The organism is Pseudomonas sp. P129, from assembly GCF_020312195.1.
Taxonomy (GTDB): domain Bacteria; phylum Pseudomonadota; class Gammaproteobacteria; order Pseudomonadales; family Pseudomonadaceae; genus Aquipseudomonas; species Aquipseudomonas fragariae.
The window spans coordinates 444,961-469,630 of sequence record NZ_JAGPYS010000003.1 but is presented as its reverse complement, the minus strand read 5'-3'; the positions used below and the strand labels follow the sequence as shown (position 1 = coordinate 469,630).

Genomic DNA, 24,670 nt, shown 5'->3' with positions numbered 1-24,670 from the left:
GCTCCGGCTTTTTGCATCGATCAACCGCTATGCCTGGCTCACCCGCTCCAGCCATTCGATATAGGCCGGCTCTACATCAGGCGGTAGATTGGCGCGGTAATCCTCCAGCTCTGCCTGCATGCCGAACACTTTCCATACCAACGGTGCAAGGCGCCATGCCGGGCTGTTTGCCCGCTCCAGTTCGCTCAGCACTTGCAGGCTTCGTTGCTTGTGCTCGACCACTGTCTCCGACTTGTAACCGAACGCCTTTCCCAGCCCGGAGATGTACATCAGTTTTGCGGTCTCCATCTCAGGCCACTGGAGCGCCATATTCAGAGGCCACTCGAGCATGGCCCGCTCACCCCACATTGATGACTTGGGCAAATGGTCGTTCGCAAGCAACGTCAGCATGAATGATTGGCCCAACTGGGTCAGATACACCGGCAGTACTTCGGCGGTGGGCTGCTGGTAAAAAACATCCAGTGGCTGCTCGCGCTTGAGTCCGATACCGACCAGCAAGCGCTGTTGAAGATCAAGTACCAGCGCACCAAGTTCTGCCTTGCCTGCACTACCGCTTTCAACGGTTTGCCGGGTGCGAGTCGCACAATTCCATAGGCTCAGTGAAATCCGCCACTGGGCCTGATCGCCCTCACCCGAACAACCCACTTCGCCCGTCACGAAATACTTCGTCGTTGGCGGGACGATATCGAACAGTGTGTTGCCGTCGACCTCAACCCCCGATACAACCGGCCCCGCACCCTCCGCGACCTGAACATAGCAATTGGCTACATAGTCATGCCAATAGTGAAGCGACTCCGCCAGGTAAAGAGGAATGGCACGCGTATAGCGCCCGACATCATCTTCGCGCTGCGATTCGGCAGGCTCTGCTTTCTCCATGATTTTGGACAGGGCGAAGAAACCGATTTCTGGCGCACCTTCCGGTTTTTGCGCGAAGAGCCAGTCAGCATTGCGCAAACCGTAGTGCCAGACCGGCTTGTTCAGCGCCAAGGTATTGATCGTCACGCTGGCAGGGTCAATCGGAATGCCTTTGTCCTCCTGCCTGCGCACGTCCTCGAAAGCATGCGCAAACTGGTCAAGGTGACTTTTGATTGGCGCAAAGCCGAGTGCATACAAGCGAGTAAGCAACGCTTCGCCTTCATCCACCCTGCCAAGCTCCTGATAGGCACGCAGCAAGTTGAGACCTGCCGTCGAATCATGTTTGTGCTCATCATAAGCAGGCCCGACAAGCTCAATGATCAGCGGGATGTGGCCATTGTTGCCCAAGTCGCCCGATATCATCTGCAAGGCACTGCGGTCGAAATGACCTCCTGCCAGTACCTCCTCATACAACACACGCGCCTGCGCGACGTTCTGCTGCTGCAGGTAATGCCGCGCCATCCACAACTGCGCACGCCAACTGCCCGGCAACGCCGCTACAGTGCGTAGAGCATCGAGATAGGCGGCCTCACCACCCCGCTCCTGCTGAATGCTCAGCCACCACAACAGGCCGTTTTCCTGATTCGGATCGGCTTCAACCGCCTGCCAAAGCGTCGCCTCTGCACCTGATTGCTCACCACGCTCGGCAAACACCTTGGCCAGATTGGTCAGGATGATTCCCGACACGCCGACTTTAGCCAGCCCTTCGCGTAGCGAGGCCTCTGCTGCATCGAGCCGCGCGTTATGCATCAGCACGATGCCATTCACCACATGGCTGCGCTCGGGATTAGCGTCGATCTCGACCAGTCGTTCGGCGGCAGACATCAGGTCAGTCGCAAATCCATCGTTCAGCCCCGAAACGATTAGGTTGTAGAGCTCGTCAGCATCACCCCACTGCTGTTTCAGATTGGGCAGGAACACCTTCTCGCGCCACTCGCTCCGAGTGATCTTTATCTCGCGTCCGTAACTGTCGTAGGCAGTGATTAACTCGCCGTCGTGAGCTTCTGGCGGCGTTGTATCAGCAGGCGAGTTATCTGTTGAAGCTTGAGATTTCTTGCCGCTGAGGGCGGACAGAATGCGTTTGAACATAAATGGAGTCGCCGCGGTTTGGGGTTAGTGGGCAAGTGGCTTCAGGTCATAACGTGTGCGGAGGGCCAGCGTGTACATGCGCAACTGGTGGTGATGTGGCGTTTGGGACGTGACATGGCCTGCCGCTTACTCGCCGAGTACGCATGACTCGGCTGCGAGTTTTCATTCACCGCCTCAAAGCGGGCGGTCAAGAAACAACAAGCGTGCCGCCAACGCTGCCATTATCCCGGCAAAGCCATAAATCCCTAAACATCTGGCAATCTTGCCGCCGCCCAGTTTCCCTCTTAGCTGCCCGGCAAATATTCCGAGTGCGGTGTGGAAAAGTAGCGCGATCAGCGCAAGCAGCGCTCCGAGAAACATCAACTGGAGGCTGACATTGCCACCAGTTACGCTGACAAACTGAGGCAGGAATACCATAAAGAACAAAAGCGCCTTGGGATTCAACAGGCTATTCAGTGTGCCTCTGGCGAATATTTTCCGGAAGGAAGCCAATTGGGGCTGCCCGCTGGCAGTCGCGGCTGGCGCTTTTAAAGCTTGCCAGGCGATCCATATCAGATAACACGCCCCTGCCAAGCGTAGTACTTCAAATGCAGGTGCCCAACTCATGACCACAGCGCCAATACCTGCACTGACCAGAGCGGTCATCAGCACGTCGGCGAAGGAGATACCGAGAGCGGCAGCGAAGCCAGCACGCCAACCGTGGGCCAACGCATGACTGGTCACAAAAGCCATGTTCGGACCCGGAACGATTAAAAGTAACGTGGCGGCGACAATGAACAGGTAGAGATTGGCTGCATCCGGCATGACTGTCACTCCGTAGTACAAGCACGACGATAAGCGGATTATTGATGGGGAGATAGTTACAGTCGGGGCTGATCTGATAGCAACAGTTGATGCTCAGGGGGACTTGTGTGGTAAGAGAGAGGTAACTGCCGAGCGCAGCCCTTAGTACCAATAGCCGATGTTCCGCCTCAGTTGTACTGATTGCAACGCAGGTTACTTTTTCAGGAGACCCTTCACAGCGCTATGCGAAGGGTCTGTGCGTGATCAGTCTCGCACGAGCTTCAGCAGTCCGCCGTCATACCAGGAAAGAGCTAACGACCCGTCCTGTGCCAGGAAAAATGCCGGAGTTTCTTTGTCAAAAGGACCCCAGCTCCCAGATTTGCATTCAACGCTATAGCGCACAGCTTTTTCGATGCCAAGCTTATGGAGTTGCGGCTCCAGTTCAGCTCCACTCATCGCCGGAAGCTTATGAAAAACAGGCCCCTTGCACACATCTTCCGTGGAGTCTGTGGACGCTTTCCATGCAAGCTGGTCGTGACTGAAACTGAGACGTCGCCCCATAAAGCTCGGATCATCATCCCCCAGTGCCTGCACGCCCGAGTCTGATACCGCTACACCTGCAACATGCCAACTGCCGTAAAGCGCGCTTTCTCCAGGCTGATCGTGCTTTGGAGCATCCATATTCGCTGCGCATCCTGTCAGCGACAACATGATCAGGAAAGATGAACTGAGAGAAAATCGGGATTTCATGAATGGGGTCCTTGGTTTTTAGGGATGCGGATATCGAATATTTTTTGCTAGGCTACCCCGGCGTTGGGGCTGGGGCTGGGGTGCCTTTGAGCGGGTTGTCCGTAACGATTTTCCTCGAACTTCAGATCAGTATCAAATGAGGTGTTTTGCGGTCGGTAAGGAGCTGAGACGCCCGTCACGAAGGCAGCCTCTTGCGTGAAAGTGCTCATTGGGACGTATCACCAGCGGGTAACGTAGCGCTGATTCCTTTGCGTTCTCGGGCCGTTTGATAGATCACATAAGCTCCAACCCTGATTGATTTCTGCCCAGCATCTAGCGTGAAGTTCGAGGTGGTGATTGGCGGAAGTGCCGTTATAGCTCACCTGTTAGAAATTGAGCGCGCCCCAGACCGAAACTCCAGTCTTCGTCACTGTTGATCACTATCGAAACCATGACGTCCTCTGCTGCGATGCCACAGTTGCGCTCCAATCCTTCTGCTATCAGGGCATAAAACCGCTTTTTCATCTCTGCTGGACGCGGCCTGCTAATGGCGGTGATGACAACGACTTTGTCGGACCGCGTAAATCCAAGACCCGTATCCTGAATGATCAGTCGATTTCTTTTGTGTTCATTCAACACCTGGTAGCGGTCACGTTCAGGAACCTGGAATGCGTTCACCATCGCGTCGTGGATCGCATCCAGCAACGTCTCGATTTCCTGATCCGAACGGCCCTCTATTACATCAATTTTCAGCAATGGCATTGATTGTCTCTCTACAGGAAGGTTGTGGATGTAGACGCTGAACGCATCTCTTCCACCAGGGTTTTGATCAATTCTGCTGCAGGGAGTGCGCGTGCGAGTGGCGCCCCTTGCCCGGCCCATTGAGCGGCAAAATCATGACAGCCTTTTAGAACAGCGGCGGCGTGCAGTGCTTTGGCCACATCATAAGCCAAGGGATATTCGGCTGGGACAGGGATCTGTTGTTCGGTGTTTTCCAGGTACAAACGATTCGCCAAGCCACGGGCAGGACGGCCGGATACATAGCTGGTTACGCGAGTTTCATGGGCTCTTGCGGAGACAAGCACTGCGCGATGCTCGGGCGTAGCTGAGGACTCGGGACACAGGATAAAGGCGGTTCCCATTTGTACACCTATGGCCCCCAATGCCAATGCCGCGTTAATGCCTACGCCGTCCATGATCCCACCGGCTGCGATCACCGGTAAGCCTACGTGTGTAGTCAACATCCGGGTCAAGGGGAACAACCCAAGCTCGTGGTCCTGGTTGGGCGTATCGTCGAATACACCACGGTGCCCTCCTGCCTCATAGCCTTGCGCGACAATGGCGTCCACGCCTGTCTTCTGAAGCATTTGTGCTTCCTTGAGCGTGGTGGCACAACCCAGCGTAACAATGCCCGCCTCTCTTAGCTCAGCTACCCAGGCCGCGTCGGGTGTGCCGAAGTGGAAGCTGACTACGGCGGGCCGCTCGGCTAATAGCACTTCAAGCATCACCCGGTCACTCAGAAAACTTTTATAAATTTCGCGTATTTCTTGAGGAGGCGCTGCATTGAATTCGGAGAACCATTTTGCGGTATAGGCCAGCCAGGCATCGTTCTGCGTATGGCTAAAACGGGCAGGTCTATGGCAGAACATGTTCACGTTGAACGGTTGGTCAGTCAGTTCGCGCGTCTGTTTTATAAGGGCTCGTGCCTGATCCGGGGTGCTGGCGCCAAGGCCGATCGATCCCAGGGCTCCTGCGTTACTAACCTCGGCAGCAAGTACTGGAGTTGAAACGCCAACCATCGGCGCCTGAATAATGGGTAGCCGAACCCCTATGCTGGACCAGAAATTCGTGGTGTTCATGTCACTACCTGTCTGTCTGGAGTGGTGAAGGAAGTCGAACGGTCAGCAGTGTCGAGAGCAGCAGGCCAACGCCTGCGGCGATCAGCGAGGTGTTAAACGAGCCGCTGTATGCGAACAGGTAGCTCGCTAATAACGGCCCAATGATTTGGCCTGTGCCATAGGCAGCAGTCATGACAGCGATAAGGTTGTGCTTAATAGTGTGTGAAACGCGTTTTGCGGCGGGCATGGCTATGGTTACGGTGCCCATGAATGTTCCGCCAACAATTAACGCGCTGCCCACGTATCCCACCTCGGTAGGTGATATAACTGGCAGAATGACGCCGAACGCTTGAAGCAGAAGGTTTGCACGGAGCGCAACGTGAGTGCCAAATCTCAGGTGAAGTGTGTGCCAGAGGTAGCAGGAGGGCGCGGCTCCAAGACCGAAAATAGCCCAGATGTGAACGGGGTTCATATCTCCAAAGGCGCTTTTCACCAGCATCGGAAGGTACGTCGCCGTAATAATGTAGCCAAAACCCGCCAACCCGTAGACCGCAATTAAAGGCCATGCGCCTAACGCCATATGACGCCCAGGAGCATCACTGGCTGATGGGGCTATTAAATGGGTGGAGCGCTTATCCAGTTTCTTTATGGCAATGCCGCTTAGTACGGCGCTGCTCGCGCCCAGCGTAAGCCACAGACTAAAACTGTTAAGTCCGACGCCTTGAGCAATGGCCAGAATTTCTGCTGACAAGAAGATTCCTATGCCCACTCCTGAAAAGAGTATGGGGGCTCCCTCATGATGCCCCTTGTGCTGCAACAACCACTGCGATGCGGCGATCATGGACAGCGCACTGAAGAGCCCTGCCACGCCTCGAATGCTGATAATTAGCCAAGGCAGCGCGGTATAGGCCAGCGCAATCAGGCACGCCACGCTGGCGAGGATAGAGACCACTATCCACCTGCGTGAATGACCGCTTGATAAGCGCGCAGCCAGTAAAGCGCCTAACAAGTATCCGGCATAATTGGCTGACGCAGCCAAAGTGCCATCATGCAGGTTCACTATGCCCTCGTGAACCATCACAGGATAGACGCCGGTATAAGCAAAACGTCCAAAGCCCATGCCAATGGCCATTACCATGGCCGCAGCGACCGCAGACCATAGCAAGTTCTGGTTTTGATTATTTCGTGCCGGTAACGCCTGGTTATGCATCACTCTGGTCTCATTTATTGTCTTTGAGCCGAATCTGCCAAAGCAAATACGAACTCTTTAGCCACTGCCCTAGGCTCTGTACGAAAAGTCGGCGAGCGAAGGTCAGGCGAGGCAAAAACAGGCGAGGAAGCGGAGTCTACGTGTTGTAAATGAGCATTCCGATTGGACTCGCATCCGAGCCTGTTTTTAACGAAGCATCACCGAGCGCAGCCACTTTTCGTACAGAGCCTAGAGTTGCCTTGCAACCTCACGCCAAGGCTTGCGCGGGACCGAAAAACTCATACCGGGCCTGTTTCTCTGGTACTCCCAGATCCTTTAAGGCCCGTTTCATGAATGCCATGAATGGTTTGGGTCCCAGGAAATAAACGTCGACATCGCGGTCAGCCGGCAGCCATTGTTCAAGGTGAGTGATTAAGGGAAAGCCAATGGCGTCTGGCGTGTAGACCTCATGATCGGCCCGCTCCGCATAGACGACACGAGCCTTGAACAGCGGGTAGCGTTGTTGCCAGCTTCGCAGGAGGTCTGAGAACGCATGCACCTGACCATTACGTGCATAGTGAATGAAGGTTACTGGTCGCTCCCCGGACTCCAGCGCTTGCTCGGCCATTGCCAACGTTGGCGTGATCCCGACGCCGCCGCTGATAAGTATCAGTGGCTTGATATGGTCGTTAAGCGTGAAATCCCCGGAAGGAGGAAACACATCGAGCGAGCTTCCCGCCTCCACATGATCGTGCAGATAGGTAGACGCGAGTCCCCCCAGCTCGCGCTTGACGCTGATTCGATATCGAACACCGTCAGCCTGCTCACTCAAAGAGTAGTTACGCCGCACTTCCTTACCATCGATCATGAGCCGTAGGCCGATGTACTGTCCGGCTTTATGCCGGATAACGGGCTGATGATCAGTGGGCGCAAGATAAAATGACGTAATTTCAGCGCTTTCGGCCACCTTTCTAAGGACTGTGAATTGACGGCCACCCCGCCAGCCGCCCGGTGCTGCAGCAATGGCGTCGTAGACACTCTGCTCACCGGCGATGAGGATATCTGCGAGCTGTTGATAGGCTGCGGCCCACGCTGCGATGACTTCATCTGTCGCGATTTCTGCGCCCAGCACCTCGCGGATAGCCTGCAAAAGGCAGGAGCCGACAATAGGGTAATGCTCGGGAAGGATCTGCAGCGCCACATGCTTGTTGATTATCTGGCTCGCCAGCCCGCCCAGGTTTTCGAGCCTGTCGATATTCCTGGCATACATCAGCACGCCGTTGGCAAGCGCGCGGGGCTGCGACCCGTTAGCTTGATGCGCCTCATTGAACAACGGACGCACTTCAGGGTGCGTGTCGAGCATGAGTTGATAAAAATAAGTGATCAGCGCTTCCCCTCCAGTTTCAAGCAGAGGCACAGTTGCTTTGATGATGTCGCGCTGGGTTGAGGTCAGCATGGTGGGCTCCAGAGGGTAGGAATCTATACCCTTGGTTAGAGCAACCGCCGTGCCAGGCATAAAAGCCTTGTAAAACAGCAAGCCGAAGGCGTATAGAGTCTTTATGACTGTGTTATTAAGACCTGATCCGTGAAAAAAGATGTCATTTCGACTCATCAACTGAATGCGTTGCATGCCCTTCTTCCGCTCTTGGGTGATTTAGCAGTAGAGCTGCCTGCAGAGCATCGTTACTACCGTGTTCTGAACGCATTGCGAGAGCTGGTCCCCTCGGATGCTGTGGCATTACTGCGCCTGGAGCAGGGCGAACTCATACCGGTTGCCGCGCATGGCTTGGCCAGTGACGCAATGGCCCGACGCTACCGCGTGGCAAGCAATCCGCGACTGGAGGCGATCATTGAAGCGCAGGGAGCCGTTCTGTTTCCACCGAACTGTGATCTTCCAGACCCCTATGACGGACTGATCGGTTCAAGCGCCTTGCCCGTACACGACTGCATGGGCTGCTCGTTGCGGATCAATGACAAAACCTGGGGGGTTCTGACACTGGACGCCCTGACCGTGGGGCAGTTCTCTGAGCAGGATCTTCAAACCGTCGAGACCTTTGCCATGTTCGCTGCGGCGACCGTCGTAGCGGCATCCCGATTTGATGATCTATTGCGCACCGTTGCCGGAGAACGGAAACGAGCAGAAGCGTACCGGCTCTCTGCACGCAGGCCCAAGCCTGAAATGATTGGGAACAGCGAAAGTTTCAGGCAACTCCTCTCTGAAATCGATCTGGTCGCTTCAAGCGACCTCACGGTTTTGATTACCGGCGAAACCGGAGTAGGTAAGGAACTGGTTGCCCAGCGGCTGCACGATCTCTCGACGCGAGCGGACAAACCATTCATAACGGTCAATTGCGCCGCCCTTCCTGAGCACCTGATTGAAAGCGAGCTTTTCGGACACGTCAAAGGCGCCTTTTCGGGAGCCATCGAAAATCGGCTGGGTAAATTTGAAGTGGCCAGCACTGGCACACTATTTCTGGATGAGCTCGGCGAGCTGCCGTTGGCCGCGCAAGCCACCCTGCTTCGCGTACTTCAGGGTGGCCAGCTTCAGCGGGTCGGTTCAGACAAGCTCCATGTCGTCGATATTCGTTTGATTGCCGCCACCAACCGAGACCTGATTGAGGAAGTGCGTGCGGGTCGCTTTCGAGCAGACTTGTATCACCGACTAAGCGTCTACCCATTACGCGTCCCCTCTTTGAAAGAACGTCGGGACGACATCATGTTGCTCGCCGGAGCATTCGCGGAAGAAAACCGCTGGAGGGTCGGCGTACCTTCATTGCGATTTTCCGACTCTGCCCGCCAAGCATTAGTCGGCTACTCGTGGCCAGGGAATATCCGGGAACTGGAACACCTGATGGCGAGGGCCGCGCTGAAGGCAAAAAAAAGAGCGGCGTCTTTGAAAAGGCAGAGTGTTTTGTCGCTGGAATTGCAGGACCTTGACCTACTGGAATCGCCCTCCGAGCGGGTTGCGGAAAAATCAGGCTCTATCCTTGCACAGCAGCTCCCGTCTCACGATTTCAAATCATCTGTCGACGGATACAAGAAAGCGATATTGGAAGAGGCTCTCAGGCTTTCAGAAGGCAATGTTTCTGCTGCAGCTAGAGGTCTTAATCTGGATCGCGCGAACCTGACTCGGCTCGCAGGTAGGCTGGGGGTGAGCATCTTGCGTGAAAAGTAATCACATCATTCTCAAAAAGAGATCGGCCAGAACCAAAAAGCCCGCAATTAAGCGGGCTCCAGGGCATTTCTTGCTAGTGGGCGCCGGGCAATGCCGGACGTCCAATCATTCCCACTCTATTATCAATTAACCCTAAAACCCTATATTTTTAGGCACAAATTCAGCCAATCTTTAAACGATACCATGAACTATACCATTCTCGGCTTTCAGGTTTATGATTTGGGTTCTTGATTTAGCTTTTGCGGATATTCGAACGGCTTACCTAACTGTCTCAAAAGTATGGCGAGCTCGGCAACATCACCATCACGACGCACACTTGCTAAAAGCTCAGCTGCATAGATTGGATGGGTGAGCAGATACTCGGCCATAGCCTCGTCATGCGACCTGTCTTTCATAGGAAGTTCTCATCCTTCAAAGGCAGCCGACCTGCCCTGCACGTGTGCATAGCTCTCGAATGTCTACGAAGCGCTTCCATCGGCGATCTGCGGTTAGACAGATTCGCTAAAGCGCTCAAACAGATCACGTTTGCCTCCATAACGGCCCTACTTCTAAATCATTGATAAATAACAATAAATCCAGAAACTGCTGTTATATCTCAGTGTTCAGCTACAGATTAAATTGCCATCCGTTTCAACGGAGAGGCATGATGGCGAAGAGTTATCATAACGCAATCAAGGATAGATCGTATGCGATTACATAAGTTGGACATTGCCGGCTTTAAACGTATCCACTCTGCCAGTGTTGATTTTGGCGAAGCCACGTTTCTTATCGGAGCAAATAATGCAGGAAAAAGTTCTGTATTAAAAGCCATAGAATGGCTACTTTCTGCACGAACTAGAATGGAGCCATCCTTATACTGCTCGGAGGTTGACGCTGAAACAGGTGAGAATAAAATCTCCTGCAAAACGATCATACTTGAAGCAGAGTTTCGCAACGTCCCCGACCAAGCTTTAGATTGGAGAGGTTTCAAGGGTAGAGTATTCAACTATGATCCTAAAGACTCTGGCGAAACCGGAAAAAGCATCTTCTATAGGAAAACATATGAACTGGGCGAGGATGTAATCACAGAACTAAAGTCATTCGCCCGAACCATCAATGAAAAATATGCAACACTTACAAAACCTTCGGAATTCGTCGAAAAAGGCATAGATGCTGCCTTAATTTCTGAACTATTTAAAGATATAGACAAAAAAATCAGCGCCGGAGATCGTAGCAAGCTAGAGCTCATCAACGACATCTGGGATTTCTCAGAACAGGAGGTCTGGGATAAAAACCCTGGAGGCATTCCAGCAGTTGTATTATCTAAGCTTCCGAACTTCCTATTAATACCAGCAGAAGCCGCAGCTCATGAGTTCGACAAAACTGGAGTTTTACATAAAACATTAAATGAGCTCTTCAAAGACGTCAGAGAAACTTCGCAGCACTTTAAACTAGCACAGGAAAGTCTAAATCTTCTTGCAAAAGAACTAGATCCTTCCGATTCAAACTCTGAGTTCGGCAAGATGATGATCGAACTTAATTCGATCCTATGCGGAGTGTTTCCTGAATCTAAAATTTTTGCATCCGCCGATCTGTCTGGACCAGAATCCTTAAATCCAACATTCGCAATTGAGATGTCCAGCAATATACGAACGTCTATTGCCAACCAAGGAACAGGGATGGTCCGAGCCGCAGTATTCGGACTATTGCGCTTCCGGCAACAGTGGTTGAAAAAAAGAGGGGGGAACGACAGTCGCGGTTTAATTATAGGCTTTGAGGAGCCCGAGATATTTCTGCATCCGAGTGCAGCTAATCAAATGCGTGATTTGATTTACGAGCTTTCTGATGGCACATCACAGATAGTCGCAACCACGCACTCACCATACTTGATAGATTTATCTCGAAAACCGAAACAGGTACTCAATCGGTTTCATTACGAAGAGGGCCATTCGACGATACATCCTTTTTCAGTCTCCGAGAAATTCCGTGAACTTCAAGGAAACGATAAAGATCAAGTTAAAATGCTAATAAAACTTGATGATCACGTATCACGAATATTTTTCACTCGAAAGGTCATAGTAGTCGAAGGTGACACCGAAGAGGTTTTGCTAAAAGAAGCCATCAGACGAATGCCTCCTGAACTGCGCGCAAGAGTGCTATCAGGCAGTGAAATAGTTAAAGCCCGAGGAAAAGCCTCAATCATCGGGCTAGCGAAGTATTTAACAGCTCTTGGTGTAAACTTTTTTGTAATACATGACAGAGATCAAGGCACCGCAGGCGCCGAGGTATTTAATCAACCTATCGCTGACGCCGTGGGTGATGCCAGCAGAGTCATAATGCTCCAGGAGTGCGTAGAAGATCTACTAGGATATCCGGCTCCTAGCTCTGAAAAACCGTTTAATGCCTATAAGAAAACCCTAGAATGGGCTGATAATTGGGACGGAGTTCCTGCTGCGTTGAAAGAGGTAATGCAAAAAGCATTTTACCCCTTTATAAAACCTTAACGATGCCAACACATCTAAAGCTTTGATTCTCACTACTACAACCAGAGGCGGCTTCTTTATGGCCGCCTCACACTTAAAAAGCATCACACCCCATAGAGTCGCGCTAAAAAACGCTCAACAATCAATGATCACCTATAGATTGTGACCTCGGCTCTGTCGATCTCAGACGCTGGCACTAATTTATAATGACGCTCTTCCACAACTTTTATTTCATCGTCATCTATAGTTAATTCAAATAACGCAATTAAATCACTTGAGAGAAACTGAGCAGAAATCGGACGACATCGTAGTCCCGGGTATTTCTCAGCACAGCAGCGCATATCTTGAGACGTCTGCACAACCGAAATTTGATCACTCCCACCTTTCGCCTGCACTGGTATTACGTAGTGACTTCCAAACTTATCAAGACCGATATACATCTCGTCAATCTCAATTTGGCCAACATTTTTTACGGAAGTTCTGAGGTGATTCTGCAATGAATACGTCGTAAGACCTAAAAATATGTCAATTAGACGATTGTAACGAACTTTTGCCAACAAGGCTTGCTCATCATCAAGCGCGTAGGCAGTGATAATCTCCGGCGTACTATCAGGAATCCGAATCGTGACCAAGTTCTGATTTGGAACAATTCGATTAGCCTTACGGAGCCGAAATTGATAGAGCGCTCGTCCGGCCAATTCTATCAGCCACTCGTAACCGTCTGGTTGCGTCCTAAGGATGGATGCTGGCATAGGAACACGAAAACGTATTGCATAAATAACATCCCCGAGATTTTCAGGCAGGACGATGTTTAAATCAGTAGCAGCACCTTTTAAATCGCTCCTCTTAAAATCAATTGATGTTGCACCTTCCTCGTAGTGATCAAAAAAAATCTTTTCAATTAATGCGTGGTATCGGTTCTGCGAAATAGTTTTCTCTACTACGCTTCGCTTACTCATACATTCGCAGCCTCTTTGCTACGCTCTTTTTTCTCGGGAACGACTGGAACTGCCTCAATTAACTCAGCGCTATCTAAAGAAGAAGGACGTGTGCGTTTTAAAATCACATCACTCGGAACACCAAACATCCGTGACGCATCTGCCATTGATATTGATAGCAAAGCCTCATCACCTAAAGCGATAGCTTCGGCTGGCTTCTCTGGCTTGACCCCTAGAGCTTTAATTAGCTGAGCAGCAACAGCACGCCCTAAATAAGGCGGAACAGAATTCCCAATTTGGCGAAACCCGTGCCACTTAGTCACATGAAACCGGAACCAGTCGGGATAAGAATGCAGCCGTGCAGCCTCGCGGACAGTAATAACGCGGGGTTGTGAAGGATGAATCGGCCTTGGAGAAGTAAATGCACCTCTATCGCTCGCCGTACCCGCACGCAGCGTATTACATACTCCGTTTGGATCAAGCTTTAAAAAGCGACTAACGGGTTCAGTTTGTCCGTTAGGTGTTGCGGCGAAACGCTGCTTCGATAAGTCAGTATGCACAGTCCAAGTGCTCGACGTTAATAAAGAAGAGTCAAAAATACGAGGATACGAATAGTCTTCTGGATCTACAACTTTCCCTCGTAACACGGCAGCATATGGAGACGGCTTGCCAAACTTTGCTTTGACCCAATCACGGCCTAGCAACTCGGGGAAATTCCCTGCTTCCGGAATATCACTAATAGCCTCATTAACAGTAACTCGATTGGTCGGACCAGGATAGGAAGGAAGGGGGATACCCTTTCGCGCTCCAATCAGAAACAACCTCTGCCGGGATTGAGGAACTCCGTAATCGGCAGCATTTAACACTTTGTAAGGCAGTTGTATCTCGTAATCACACGATTGAAAAGCCTCAACAATCTCCTGCAGGAATCGACGATGCGTACCTACCGTTAATCCCTTTACGTTTTCAAAGACGAAATATTTGGGCTTCAGCTCTTGAACCAAACGCACAAAGTGGTGAACTAGCTGATTACGTGGATCGTCCATCGCTCGTTTACCGATCAACGAAAATCCTTGGCAAGGTGCGCCACCGAATATAACGTCGATTTCCCTGCTGCCAATTCCTGCTCGCTTTCGCAGTTCCTCACCTGTCACATCCACAACACTCTTACAAATGGTTGCCGTGTGAGGGAAATTGAACTTGTGGGCAGAGGAATGGATCGGGTCAATTTCTACCGCAGCAACGATATCAAAACCTGCAGATTCAAAGCCTAGGCTCAGCCCTCCAGCACCTGCGAATAAGTCAATTCCGATAGGCCTTTGCATTTGAGCGCTTCCTCTGGTGTCGGCATGGGCCGAAAAAGCGCACAGAGTAAGCGATTACGATCGCTTTGTCGATCGTTTTTTAACGTGAAATGGGCTTAAGAGGACTCCTAGCTCATGCCGCAACGTCCAAGTATCAGCCAATCACCAACTGCGTAATTCGTTCATGCGCTGATTTCTGAACTGCATGATGAGGTTTGAGAGCTGCCGTTCACGACCAGTGCTATCGAACCATACAAGGTAGGAAATGCACCATTCTGGCAACCGCCAGAACTGAATTGGATTGCACAATCCAGAGATTTCCAGGGGTCAGCCCTCACGCTTTCGAGTAAAAACTACAGCGCTCATTTTTTCCCGAATACCGGCTTGCAACTCACGAAACTCGACCATCATCCGCTCCACCTCGACTGAACTTGCTCCCTGGCCGTTTTTCTCCGCAAGCCACAGCTTCAACAGCCCGGCGACCCGTCCGAGGTCGCCATTTACCTTGGCCAAATCGGCAACAGCGGTCAGGTCAACAACAGACCGTATCGGCGAGTTCAGGCCAAGGGCGCGAAGGTAACCAGACCGCGACATGCCCGCCTCGTTGGCGCGTTCGCTGATCATGGCTTTTTCCTCGTCAGTAACCCAAACCTCGATTGGCTTGCCGCGTCGGCGAGCCGTGGTTTTTTGTTTGGTGCCGCTTGTCATAGGTGCTCCAGGTGTTGCGGTGTTTTTGCCCTTAGACGCGGCAGCGGCTGTGCGGCTCGCAGAGCAAGATACGTTGAGCCGAAGGCGAATAAGTGGCGGTGGTGGGGGGGAGCAGGCGAAGCCTGTGGGCCCACAACACACATCTTGCCGTCTTAATCTATGCGTGTGCGTGCGTTCGAATCGATCACGATCCATCGGAGCCTCAAAACAGAGGGCTAAACGCATAAGGACGCATTGACGCGCATACCAGCGCACTTTGTGTGTGGCAAAAAAGCAAAAAGGCGCATAGAAACGCACCCAGACGCGTAACAACGCAGTTTTTAGCTAGTGCGGATTCCATCACGGCCTACCTGCTCAATGCGCAAAACAGATACAGAAGGTGCGCATGATATGAACCAAGCAAAGGACGATGGGCACCAAAGAAAAAGTGGCGAGCAAATCACTCCCCCAACCCATCCTTTACCGGAGGCCCAGGAAGTCAACCAAGACCACCCTCTGCGGCCGCGCGAAAACCGGCGAAAAATGCCCCGGATTTCAGCGGCGATCCACATTGCGGCAATCCCATCTAGCTTTTGGCTAAACCTTTTAGCTGCAAAGCCCACGTCGCTAGGTTTTATTTCTGTCCGGAAACTACCCGTTTGTGGGACACATTTTTCTTGACCTTTTTGACGAAAAAACTCCTGAAAGAACAACGACATCGGGTTGTCTCTTTTGTCCGGAATTATACGTTTGTCGGACAGTAAGATACTGATTTTGAAAGGATTAAATCCATAAATATGAGTGGAATGCTCTGGAAATATGGGGCAATAATCGAATCTTGGACTATGACAAAACGAGGTATTCGTTATGAATGCAGAATCCCTAAAACCGCCGATTTCATTAGCTCGAAAATCCAGAAGACGCACTGCATTGGTTTTAGCAATGATAAGCACAGGCGTTAGTGTGGGTCTCTACTTTGCATCGCCTCCCGCCTATGCAGTTTACTGCTCAAACTGCTCGACGTTCTATCAACAGATGTTTGAGTACGCTGAGGCAGTCAACACGGCGCTGACTACTGCCGAGCAGCTACAGACGCAGATTCAGCAGTATCAGAACATGGTCACCCAGGGCACGGGCTTGCCAAGCACCATGTTTGGCAGTATCGCGTCGGACCTTAAAAACGTGGCCAACATTTACACCCGCTCACAGTCCCTAGGCCGCAAGATCCAGAATATGGACTCGCAGTTCAACACCGCTTTTCCTGGCTTTCAGTCCTATCTAAATCAAGCTGCAAACTCGGCGGAAGTACCGGCGCGTGAGCGCTATCAGAAGTGGTCAGAGCAAAACCGCGACAGTGTAAAAGCGGCCCTTGAAGCTGCCAACCTCAATACCAGAACTTTCGAGTCTGAGGATACCCAGCTCGATCACATGGTGGCTCGCTCACAGTCGGCCGTGGGCCGGATGCAAGCCATTCAGGCAGGCAACGAGATAGCCTCTCAGAACGTGCAGCAGTTGCAAAAACTGCGCGATCTACTGGCTACGCAAATAAATATGCAAGGTAACTATATGGCTCAGCAGGGCGACCGAAAGGCTGCTAGCGAAGCCGCCGAGCAAAAGTTTGAGGCTCGTAGAAACAACTGGGGGCCCTCCGAGGATTTCTAACAATGTTCATATCCAAAAATCTGATCGCTGGGTTATGCATCGTCTCTGCTCTTAGTGGTGCTGCTCTGTCCGGATTCATTGTCTCTATCCGCACCGACTGCGTGGCTACTGAGCGTTCGATGCAATCAGACACGGATAAAAACTATGAAGCCCGGAAAAATAACTGGGGCTCGTCTGAGGATTTCTAACTATGCAACGTTCAACATTTCTAGCACTCGTCAGTGCAACACTCTTTCTTTCGGCCGGTAGCGCGATGGCAGCAGGAGATGTAACTCAAAGCAATGAAATGAACGGGCTTTTGCGGATGCTTTATCAAGCCGCAAGTGAATGGTCACCACGGCTACAAGGGTATGCACTCAAATTGCTGGCCTCTCTCGCTCTCATTCAATTGGTTTGGACGTTCATGCCTTTAGTGATGAAACAAGCTGACTTGGGCGAAGTTGTCGGCGAGCTGATCCGCTTCTTCATGGTCATTGGCTTTTTCTACGCAGTCATTGAGCATTCCGTTCCATGGGCGACAGCCGTAGTGGACAGCTTTCGAGAAGCAGCGGGCACAGCTAGCGGTCTGGGCCGTGCGCTTCAGCCCGGTGATATGTTCGCAGTGGCTGTCAACTTCTCACGCACCATCGTGGAGGGAATATCACTTTTCTCTCCGGGTAAAGCAGTCCTTATCGCTCTTGTTGGTTGCTTGGTTTTACTGTGCTTCGCCTTTATTGCGGCATTCATGTTTGTGACGCTCGTAGAGTCGTACGTCATCATCAATGCCTCCGTGCTTTTCTTCGGCTTCGGTGGTTCGCAATGGACACGCGATTTTGCAATTGCACCACTCCGCTTCGTTGTTGCCGTAGGTGCCAAGCTGTTCGTCTTAACATTGATCGTAGGAATTATTGTCACATCGGCGAAGTCCTGGTTAGCCGCTTATACCAATGACGAAGCATCGCTGATGACATTGGCAGGTTTAGCTCTGGTATGCGCCTATCTGACCAAGACTATTCCCGAACTGATTGGCGGGATGATAAGCGGCACGTCTATGGGCGGCGGTTCGGCCCTCGGCGGAATGGCTGCGGCCGGTGCTGCTGCCGCAGTCGCCACCATCGCCACGGCCGGTGCCGCTGCGCCCGCCGCCGCGGGTGCGCTTGGCGCTGCCAGTAGTAGTGCTAGTGCTGCAGGGGCTGCCGGTAGCGGAGGATTGGCTGGCGCTATCAACTCAAGCTTTGCCGGTGCGGCAAACTCCGGCACCGGTGCAGTAGCTTCAATGGGCAATGCCGCATCCTCTGGAGTGGGTGCCAGCACTGGTGACGGCGGGGCCCTCAAGGGATCTACATCAGCGGGATCGAGCGTAGGGGGCAGTACGGCTAATGCGAGGCCTAGCCTTGCCCAGCAATCTAACAGCAGCGTACAACAGGCCGCCAAGCAGGCTGGAAAGCCAATGCAAGACAACGACGACAAAGACAAACAGCAAGAGACACCAAAGAGAGGTACTGAAGGCTCTGGAAATGCCCTTTCTCAAGCGGCGAATGGAGGTGCAAAGGTGCTTGGGGTGATGGCTTCAATGGCTGTACCGGGTATGGAGAATGCGCATGGCCTGTCCTTTGGGGCTGGATCAACCCCGCCTTCAAATAGCGAGGTCAATTCGACCCCGATAAATAGCAGTGGAGATTTAGCCGGTGATTCCGAGCTGGGGGATTCCAACGTGATCCGTCCGGCCTCAGAAGCAAGCTCTGCTAATGGTCGCCTGGCCTCGCTGAGTGTGCCGGGTACGGCCTCCAACAACGAAAAAACGGAGAAATAGTCATGATGGACTTTCTGATGTTCGCTGGATTCGTAGTATTCGCCTTCACGTTCGCAGTCGGCATGTGGGCACTCGGCCGGTGGCTGCGAAGCAAAGGTTACGGGCCGCAGCTAGATAAGCTGGATCGGCAGTACACGGCGTTGCAGCTTCGCGTTAGCCCGCTCGCAATGTCTGCGTCATATCGCATGTTTGTCGGGGCAAATGCTCTGAATCGTATGCCTTTGCTGGGTAGCAAAACTAACGCTAACTTGAACCAGGAGGTTTTGACGGCCATCCAAGCCGCGCGGCAAGCACAGCTGCAGGAAAACCCTGACAATCGTTAATCACTACCCTGTCCTACAGACAACCCCGCCCGAGTGCGGGGTTTTGTTTGCATGTCGCACATCAGGAAGGCCTCTGTGCTGCGCTCAGAGCGCTTTTGACACCTTAGGCCTCCAAGGCATTACACCTTCCATGAAAAGCGGGTTCGGTGGCTCCCGCGACGCTTGAAGCAAACTCAAATGACAAGCCAGCCAGCGGCTATCCCCTTTTGGTGTCAAGCGGCCGCAGGCCAACCTGCAAGGGGAACTCGAAGAATGTGGAAAAGTCGTACGCCAAGGTCGCGCGCTCTAGTGTCGGCCGAGTGAAGTGGCTTACCATTTCCATCTGGATGGCTCGCGCAGACAGACGGCTGCGGCTTACACTGAATCGGTCAAGGTATTCGCAACCAACGTGCGGTAATGAAAGGAGCCCATCAGTAATACGCATGGACTTGTCTCACCCTCTTCTATTCGGACACCAATGCAATACGCATGGACCTTGAACACCTATCATACGAACGTTGGCAACTATTAATATTCATAGATTTTTAGCAATTCTTTGCCATAACACTTTTTAAGCGCACTGACCCTGACACTCCCTTTGGTGCCCATCCTCTTACAGGTTATTTATAGGACTTTATCTATAGGATAATCCTAGAGGTTTAGGGGGGGGCCGATTTCACGTTATTTAGGGGTCTGATTTCACGTAAGAAATGGGGTCCGATTTCACGTCGTTAAGGGGTCCGATTTCACGCATGCAACCTGCCATAGGCCAAGGCTTATGAGCGCCCATACGGATAATTTTCTTCCGTATCGCAGCGTGTGTAATTGCACCGACTTGACCACCTATTTGCATTCGGCTTGACCAACACGCTGCGTGTCTTTGACCGACAGACGTCGGCCAGAAGGGGACGTTGCGAGCGCATTTAACAAATCTGTCCCCTTTTCGAACTGCGGACGCCGTTTCCACAAAGTCGTCAGCTATCGCGCTGTGGGAATTGATGCTGCGCGATGACGTTGCGCTTCTTGCAATGCCTGGTCTGCATAACAAAGCGTTACTCCAGCAGGCTTATGCGCTATACGAAAGCCACATTATTAATGCAGACGACCTAAGCGATCTGTTGGAATCGGCAGATGCCGCGCTGGCGTTCGCAGTCGAGGCGTTGCTTGATATTAAAATTGGTGAGTAACAAGCCTTGCACGTACTGGTCACACCAATGCGCAAACGCGGTGTCGCGCTCGATCCCAAAGAGCGACGTCGGTATCCAGCTATACGGGGCAATGTAATGGTCAACTCAACCGTGTGTCCGCAGCTGGGTCGAGCTGCAAACATTGCTCGCGTTGAGGTAGGCATGCCCCTCGACCCCGATTCACTACCGCCTCTACTGGATGCCACGCTCGCCGGGATGGCCTTCACCGGCTTTGTATTGAGCGAAATCGAATACATCGACGGCTGTGCATATGCGCAATCTTGGTGGTGTCGCCAAGGTGAAACGTTACACAACCATCGGATTCCTGCTAGGACAATGATAGCCAATAGCTTCTAGTGCTAGACTCGAAAAATAAGATTTTCCGCAGCCACAAGGGAGTCGGTCATGGCGTCACATATTACTCTGAGCTTAACCCGTCTATTGGCGCAAAACGGTGGTGCTCCGTTCTTATTCGTGGGATCAGGCTTTTCACGACGATATATAGGGCTTGAACAGTGGGATGAGCTTCTTAAACGATTCTGTGATGGAATTCAGGAATTCGGGTATTACTCTTCTCAAAACAATCAAGATCTCGCAAAAGCTGCAAGTGCAATAGCGAAAGACTTTAATGAAATGTGGTGGAAGTCTGAAAAATACTCAGAATCCAGAAAAAACAACTCTGACAGCATCACAAGTGTTTCTTCAGCCTTAAAGCATGAAATGGCAAGTTACCTCACCAACATAAGCCACAACAAAATATCAGCAGACGGACTTAGTGACGAGCTAGAAGCACTTTCTCGCCTCAACGTAGATGGGATAATAACAACAAATTGGGATTTATTTATAGAAGAGCTATTCCCGGATTATAAAGTCTTCATAGGACAGGAGGAGCTTTTATTCTCCAACCCGCAATCAATAGGTGAAGTTTACAAAATTCATGGTTGCGCGAGTCAGCCTAACAGCCTAGTGCTAACGAATGAAGACTACGAAATCTTTGAGGAGAAGAACCCATACTTAGCAGCAAAACTCATCACTATATTTATTGAGCACCCGGTAATATTTATCGGGTATTCGATAAGCGATAGAAACATCCAAAAAATCATTGAGTCAATTGTAAATTGTCTTGGCCAAGACAAACTTGACTTATTCGGCAGAAATCTAATCTTCCTCCAAAGAACAAAACAAGATGAGGAGCCAAGCTTTCAATCTGCATTAATGTCAATCGGCGAAACTCGACTCAACATAACAGTAATACGAACCTCAAACTACCTTGATGTATACGAAGCCATTGAAAGCACCAAGAGAAAAATTCCTGCTCGAATTTTAAGGTACTGCAAAGAACAAATGTACGACTTGGTAAAGTCCAACGATCCGGAAACAAAGCTCGCTGTTCTCGACATAGATCAAATAGACAATAAAGATGATGTTGAGTTTGTCGTAGGCGTTGGCGTAGCCAAAAGCCATGAAGGCATTTCAAAACAAGGCTACAAAGGCATAACGATTGACGATATATTTTCAGATATCATCTCAGTAAAAAGCCAATACGACCCCGCAGAACTGCTCAGAGAGGTTTATCCACCTCTATTAAAAAGACCAAACAAATACATTCCGGGCTTTCGGTATCTTCATACACTTGGTATTACTTCGCATGACGAACTTATGAAATCTGAGTTCTCGGATATAGAGGGAATAATCTTCAAAGCCAACAGAAAAGATTATCGAATAAATCAATACAGAAAACACTATGAGTCAAACTATAAGAATCTATCCACTCGAGAAATCATTGCAGAGACCACTGCAGAAAAGGCGACCTTAATAATTCCTTTTCAAGATGATGGTGATATCGACATTGCAGCCGTAAAAGAGCTATTAGAAAACAATAAAAATAATCTCAAAACCGAGCACTCCTCCTACTCCACATACTTCCGCAAGCTTGCTTGCCTGGTAGATAGGTTGGAATTTGGATTTAGCAAACCTACGCAATCTTAAAATAGAGATAACACAATGATCGCAGACTGGAACTGGTTCTTTAGCTCTTTATCTCAATCTGCCGCAGCTATAGTGGGTATCTTCGGCGCATTCATAATCACTAAGATATTCTCTAATCAAACAGCCTTCTCAGAAAAAAATGCCAGGCTAAACAACTATCTGATTGAAGCAAAAAAAATTGCTGACGACGCCAAAAGTTACAACATGGAATGGCACAACAAACATTATAACAATAACGAATACCGGAAATTTCACGACTTCTTAGATGAACACTTTCCTGCAAACGAATCAATGGAAAAAATCACCAATCAAATACTGGAAGACTTTATTGATAAAAGCGATTTCTCTCGATACTCTGAAAAAGAGAAAATCAAAAAAGAGTTGATGTATATCGCTTCAAAAGTATGTGAGGCTAACGTGACAGCAAGGGAGGAGCAAGAAGCGTCTGACCGTGCAGACGAGATATTCAAAGACACCCCTATCTTAAAACTTCTCGGCGGTTCGGAAACTCTATCGGCAATGCGTAACTACAACGCCTTTGCAAACGGAAACAGCAGATCACTTTACTCAACATACGACCCTATTTATAAAACCAACTGGGATGAAGTTACCAAAGAGCGAGAAGGACTCGAAAGAAGCTATCTTGTAGCAAAGCACCATGCAAGATTGGTTGCTGACTTACTCCAATCGACAGAGGGAAACCCTGAATCTCCTCGTCAAATCTCTACAGCCTTAGCGTTGGTGCTATGCATCTTTTTTATTGGAGTAATTTATCCACTGAGCTTCATGCCTGCTACACACGCCCCAGAAATTAGCTTTACTCTTGAAACAGTGCTACTTCAAATTTTATCTTTCAAAGGGGCATTACTGAGCGTCATTAGCACAGCATTCACTGTCATTGTACTTATCTTTTATAGAACTCACTCCGGAATGAAATACCCTCCCAAAAAGCTTGATGAACTGACTAAATTGAAAAACGCAAAAAACTACTGTACTTATTTCAGGTACATCAATGATGATGATTTTTGATTTATCCGGTGCTTGAAGAAAAAGGGGACATATTATTCTTCTGATAATAAATCTACCTCTTTTTCTATCACTCGATTCCAAACTAAATTGTCAGCACGGTCACAGAGGGAAGCGCCGACTGAAAAAATGAATCGCCCCCAGTTTGTTAGGCGGGCTGAATCACCGCTCTTGGCCGACTTCTGCCGGTCAAGAGCACGCAGTGTGCCGGTAAAATCCTATGCAAGAATTTGGGCAAGTCGAATGCAAATAACTGGTAAGCAGCAATTCAAACAGGTGGTGAAGTGGAATGCAATCACGCTAGCAGCGTGGGTACGTAGCAAAAAAGGGGCTCAGCTGTGCGTATGAATTGGCGGTATTAAAGGGGGGTCCGATTTCGCGAGACGATTATGGGAAACACAGAAACAGCATCATTTGAGCGGGCCACCTTTATAGGGGATCGGCGGCGGCGATCCGCCGAGAAGAAAACCTCCCCTAATTTGACTAACCTTGGCTTGCGGGTATACCGCAAGCACCTTGCGTAACGCCGGAACGAATTTTTTCTTAAAGTCCTTATCCGGGTCCTTTCCAGTGTATTCCTGCGCAAACTGCTCGCGCAGGGGCTTCCAGTATAGCTTTGTCCCCCTGCCCTCGATCCGATGCAACCGGTGAGCCAGCCAAGCATATATGTCCAAGGCCAGCGCTGAGCCCTTGAGGGCAATTAGCGCTCGGTTGTCTAGAGGTACGGCGCTATCAATAAGGGAATTGAAATACCCCTCGGAAAGCACCATCGTGCCGGGCCATAGTAGCCGCTGTTTACTATTGCGGTTCGCTATCCAGGCATCAAATTGCTCAATGGGCTGGCCATTGTAGGTACGTCCCTTGAATCCGAGTTGCAAGCGGCACGCCGCTAGTGCGTGCATCTGCTTACGCAGAGTGGAGTATCGGCGCCCGTCATCGCCCATCCCCATCAGACGCAGAAACTCGGCCGCACTATCGCCTATCCTGATTTCACGCTCTTTGTTGCGCACGGCGATGGTAGACACCCAAGCTAGCGCAAGGCGGGGCATCACGCCATAAGGGATAGGCTGCAATACCGGACCGTTACCCTCGTCTAGGTAGCCAGACTGTATGGTGACCCATGCCGCGCCGCTCTGGCGCATGAAAACCTGTCCTTCTACCTTGGAGCGGGGCAAGCCAACTTGGCAAAGTACTGCATGGGTAAAGGCTATGTCTTCAGGCGGGAAAGCCGCAATGTTGGCGGCAATGTTCAATAAATCAATCGCCACAATTCAGGCCCCCATTCCGGGACGAAGCGCCGGGCCCGAATGCCTGCACGTATCAATCCAACTCTCGACCTCATCCAAATCCCAAACGACCTTCCGGCTGCTAACGGCAATACGACGAGGGAATTTCCCCTGCTTTTCGAAGTTATAAATGGTCCGCTCACACAAGGGGATCATTGCCAGCAATTGCTTTTTGCTGATGAGCACTTTGCTCGACTTCCTCGATTCTTTCTCCACACCGAACTCCTCGTTTTGTCGTATCTCGATGTTCGATTATTGCCCCATATTTCCAGAGCATTCCACTCATATTTATGGATTTAATCCTTTCAAAATCAGTA

Annotated in this window: 23 protein-coding genes; 10 read left to right on the top strand and 13 right to left on the bottom strand. The window is 50.8% G+C overall.

Translation table 11 applies throughout. The features are described from left to right. Positions 1–27: 27 nt before the first annotated feature. From KBY02_RS11900 to hmpA, 7 genes are all read right to left on the bottom strand, one after another. Entirely contained in the window at positions 28–2,004 is a 1,977-nt protein-coding gene (locus tag KBY02_RS11900; protein ID WP_024659501.1) for a tetratricopeptide repeat protein, read from the bottom strand. A 174-nt stretch (positions 2,005–2,178) separates the two neighbouring features. Beyond that, positions 2,179–2,808, bottom strand: coding sequence for a LysE family translocator (locus tag KBY02_RS11895; protein ID WP_024659500.1), 630 nt, complete (start codon positions 2,806–2,808; stop codon positions 2,179–2,181). Positions 2,809–3,051: 243 nt separating this feature from the next. After that, positions 3,052–3,537, bottom strand: coding sequence for a hypothetical protein (locus KBY02_RS11890; protein ID WP_004406435.1), 486 nt, complete (start codon positions 3,535–3,537; stop codon positions 3,052–3,054). 351 nt (positions 3,538–3,888) lie between these two features. Beyond that, a complete protein-coding gene (locus tag KBY02_RS11885; protein ID WP_003409144.1) occupies positions 3,889–4,278 on the bottom strand; it encodes a tautomerase family protein in 390 nt (129 codons plus the stop codon). An 11-nt stretch (positions 4,279–4,289) separates the two neighbouring features. Next, complete coding sequence (locus KBY02_RS11880) at positions 4,290–5,375, bottom strand: NAD(P)H-dependent flavin oxidoreductase (RefSeq protein ID WP_058399010.1); 1,086 nt, start codon at positions 5,373–5,375, stop codon at positions 4,290–4,292. 4 nt (positions 5,376–5,379) lie between these two features. Continuing rightward, a complete protein-coding gene (locus KBY02_RS11875; protein WP_024659497.1) occupies positions 5,380–6,564 on the bottom strand; it encodes a YbfB/YjiJ family MFS transporter in 1,185 nt (394 codons plus the stop codon). 247 nt (positions 6,565–6,811) lie between these two features. Continuing rightward, positions 6,812–7,999, bottom strand: coding sequence for an NO-inducible flavohemoprotein (gene hmpA, locus KBY02_RS11870; protein ID WP_024660545.1), 1,188 nt, complete (start codon positions 7,997–7,999; stop codon positions 6,812–6,814). A 129-nt stretch (positions 8,000–8,128) separates the two neighbouring features. Between hmpA and norR the strand changes: the two genes are divergently transcribed. Next, complete coding sequence (gene norR / locus KBY02_RS11865; RefSeq protein ID WP_104683815.1) at positions 8,129–9,718, top strand: nitric oxide reductase transcriptional regulator NorR; 1,590 nt, start codon at positions 8,129–8,131, stop codon at positions 9,716–9,718. Between the two features lie 212 nt (positions 9,719–9,930). Here norR and KBY02_RS11860 read toward each other — a convergent pair whose 3' ends face one another. After that, on the bottom strand, positions 9,931–10,113 hold the full coding sequence (locus KBY02_RS11860) for a hypothetical protein (RefSeq protein ID WP_044390798.1): 183 nt from the start codon (positions 10,111–10,113) through the stop codon (positions 9,931–9,933). A gap of 291 nt (positions 10,114–10,404) precedes the next feature. On the opposite strand from KBY02_RS11860, the gene KBY02_RS11855 reads away from it, so the two are divergent. Next, a complete protein-coding gene (locus tag KBY02_RS11855) occupies positions 10,405–12,201 on the top strand; it encodes an AAA family ATPase (RefSeq protein ID WP_225650412.1) in 1,797 nt (598 codons plus the stop codon). A 128-nt stretch (positions 12,202–12,329) separates the two neighbouring features. Here the strand turns inward: KBY02_RS11855 and KBY02_RS11850 are convergent, their stop codons facing one another. The 3 genes from KBY02_RS11850 to KBY02_RS11840 all read right to left on the bottom strand — a co-directional run bounded on the left by KBY02_RS11850 (position 12,330) and on the right by KBY02_RS11840 (position 15,130). After that, the gene (locus KBY02_RS11850; protein ID WP_225650410.1) at positions 12,330–13,139 is read right to left on the bottom strand and encodes an endonuclease; all 810 of its coding nucleotides are present in this window, start codon (positions 13,137–13,139) and stop codon (positions 12,330–12,332) included. Then, positions 13,136–14,443 (bottom strand): DNA cytosine methyltransferase, encoded by a 1,308-nt coding sequence (locus KBY02_RS11845; RefSeq protein WP_044394095.1) that lies wholly within the window; start codon positions 14,441–14,443, stop codon positions 13,136–13,138. Before KBY02_RS11845 ends, KBY02_RS11850 begins: the two co-directional genes overlap by 4 nt. A gap of 306 nt (positions 14,444–14,749) precedes the next feature. Beyond that, the gene (locus KBY02_RS11840; protein WP_225650408.1) at positions 14,750–15,130 is read right to left on the bottom strand and encodes a plasmid mobilization protein; all 381 of its coding nucleotides are present in this window, start codon (positions 15,128–15,130) and stop codon (positions 14,750–14,752) included. Positions 15,131–15,976: 846 nt separating this feature from the next. Here KBY02_RS11840 and trbJ point away from each other — a divergent pair. The 8 genes from trbJ to KBY02_RS11800 all read left to right on the top strand — a co-directional run bounded on the left by trbJ (position 15,977) and on the right by KBY02_RS11800 (position 23,070). Then, positions 15,977–16,771 carry a P-type conjugative transfer protein TrbJ gene (trbJ, locus tag KBY02_RS11835; protein WP_122357991.1) on the top strand — a complete coding sequence of 265 codons (795 nt, stop codon included), beginning with the start codon at positions 15,977–15,979 and terminating at the stop codon, positions 16,769–16,771. 2 nt (positions 16,772–16,773) lie between these two features. Continuing rightward, positions 16,774–16,959 (top strand): hypothetical protein, encoded by a 186-nt coding sequence (locus KBY02_RS11830; RefSeq protein ID WP_225650407.1) that lies wholly within the window; start codon positions 16,774–16,776, stop codon positions 16,957–16,959. Positions 16,960–16,961: 2 nt separating this feature from the next. Further along, positions 16,962–18,563: a P-type conjugative transfer protein TrbL gene (gene trbL, locus KBY02_RS11825; protein ID WP_225650405.1), complete on the top strand. Its 1,602-nt coding sequence runs from the start codon at positions 16,962–16,964 to the stop codon at positions 18,561–18,563. Positions 18,564–18,565: 2 nt separating this feature from the next. Beyond that, positions 18,566–18,886 carry a hypothetical protein gene (locus tag KBY02_RS11820; RefSeq protein ID WP_225650403.1) on the top strand — a complete coding sequence of 107 codons (321 nt, stop codon included), beginning with the start codon at positions 18,566–18,568 and terminating at the stop codon, positions 18,884–18,886. Positions 18,887–19,863: 977 nt separating this feature from the next. Next, positions 19,864–20,052 carry a hypothetical protein gene (locus KBY02_RS11815; protein WP_122357988.1) on the top strand — a complete coding sequence of 63 codons (189 nt, stop codon included), beginning with the start codon at positions 19,864–19,866 and terminating at the stop codon, positions 20,050–20,052. Positions 20,053–20,058: 6 nt separating this feature from the next. Beyond that, on the top strand, positions 20,059–20,409 hold the full coding sequence (locus KBY02_RS11810; protein WP_122357987.1) for a hypothetical protein: 351 nt from the start codon (positions 20,059–20,061) through the stop codon (positions 20,407–20,409). Between the two features lie 48 nt (positions 20,410–20,457). Continuing rightward, positions 20,458–22,041 carry an SIR2 family protein gene (locus KBY02_RS11805; protein WP_122357986.1) on the top strand — a complete coding sequence of 528 codons (1,584 nt, stop codon included), beginning with the start codon at positions 20,458–20,460 and terminating at the stop codon, positions 22,039–22,041. Positions 22,042–22,056: 15 nt separating this feature from the next. Next, a complete protein-coding gene (locus KBY02_RS11800) occupies positions 22,057–23,070 on the top strand; it encodes a hypothetical protein (protein ID WP_225650401.1) in 1,014 nt (337 codons plus the stop codon). Between the two features lie 407 nt (positions 23,071–23,477). Here the strand turns inward: KBY02_RS11800 and KBY02_RS11795 are convergent, their stop codons facing one another. Further along, on the bottom strand, positions 23,478–24,335 hold the full coding sequence (locus tag KBY02_RS11795; protein WP_225650399.1) for a replication protein RepA: 858 nt from the start codon (positions 24,333–24,335) through the stop codon (positions 23,478–23,480). Positions 24,336–24,338: 3 nt separating this feature from the next. Then, entirely contained in the window at positions 24,339–24,569 is a 231-nt protein-coding gene (locus KBY02_RS11790) for a helix-turn-helix transcriptional regulator (RefSeq protein ID WP_122357984.1), read from the bottom strand. Positions 24,570–24,670: the final 101 nt, after the last annotated feature.

Coding starts and splice junctions, on each gene's coding strand:
- KBY02_RS11900 (WP_024659501.1), bottom strand. CDS start 2,004: ATGTTCAAACGCATTCTGTCCGCCCTCAGCGGCAAGAAATCTCAAGCT.
- KBY02_RS11895 (WP_024659500.1), bottom strand. CDS start 2,808: ATGCCGGATGCAGCCAATCTCTACCTGTTCATTGTCGCCGCCACGTTA.
- KBY02_RS11890 (WP_004406435.1), bottom strand. CDS start 3,537: ATGAAATCCCGATTTTCTCTCAGTTCATCTTTCCTGATCATGTTGTCG.
- KBY02_RS11885 (WP_003409144.1), bottom strand. CDS start 4,278: ATGCCATTGCTGAAAATTGATGTAATAGAGGGCCGTTCGGATCAGGAA.
- KBY02_RS11880 (WP_058399010.1), bottom strand. CDS start 5,375: ATGAACACCACGAATTTCTGGTCCAGCATAGGGGTTCGGCTACCCATT.
- KBY02_RS11875 (WP_024659497.1), bottom strand. CDS start 6,564: ATGCATAACCAGGCGTTACCGGCACGAAATAATCAAAACCAGAACTTG.
- hmpA (WP_024660545.1), bottom strand. CDS start 7,999: ATGCTGACCTCAACCCAGCGCGACATCATCAAAGCAACTGTGCCTCTG.
- KBY02_RS11860 (WP_044390798.1), bottom strand. CDS start 10,113: ATGAAAGACAGGTCGCATGACGAGGCTATGGCCGAGTATCTGCTCACC.
- KBY02_RS11855 (WP_225650412.1), top strand. CDS start 10,405: ATGCGATTACATAAGTTGGACATTGCCGGCTTTAAACGTATCCACTCT.
- KBY02_RS11850 (WP_225650410.1), bottom strand. CDS start 13,139: ATGAGTAAGCGAAGCGTAGTAGAGAAAACTATTTCGCAGAACCGATAC.
- KBY02_RS11845 (WP_044394095.1), bottom strand. CDS start 14,443: ATGCAAAGGCCTATCGGAATTGACTTATTCGCAGGTGCTGGAGGGCTG.
- KBY02_RS11840 (WP_225650408.1), bottom strand. CDS start 15,130: ATGACAAGCGGCACCAAACAAAAAACCACGGCTCGCCGACGCGGCAAG.
- trbJ (WP_122357991.1), top strand. CDS start 15,977: ATGAATGCAGAATCCCTAAAACCGCCGATTTCATTAGCTCGAAAATCC.
- KBY02_RS11830 (WP_225650407.1), top strand. CDS start 16,774: ATGTTCATATCCAAAAATCTGATCGCTGGGTTATGCATCGTCTCTGCT.
- trbL (WP_225650405.1), top strand. CDS start 16,962: ATGCAACGTTCAACATTTCTAGCACTCGTCAGTGCAACACTCTTTCTT.
- KBY02_RS11820 (WP_225650403.1), top strand. CDS start 18,566: ATGATGGACTTTCTGATGTTCGCTGGATTCGTAGTATTCGCCTTCACG.
- KBY02_RS11815 (WP_122357988.1), top strand. CDS start 19,864: ATGCTGCGCGATGACGTTGCGCTTCTTGCAATGCCTGGTCTGCATAAC.
- KBY02_RS11805 (WP_122357986.1), top strand. CDS start 20,458: ATGGCGTCACATATTACTCTGAGCTTAACCCGTCTATTGGCGCAAAAC.
- KBY02_RS11800 (WP_225650401.1), top strand. CDS start 22,057: ATGATCGCAGACTGGAACTGGTTCTTTAGCTCTTTATCTCAATCTGCC.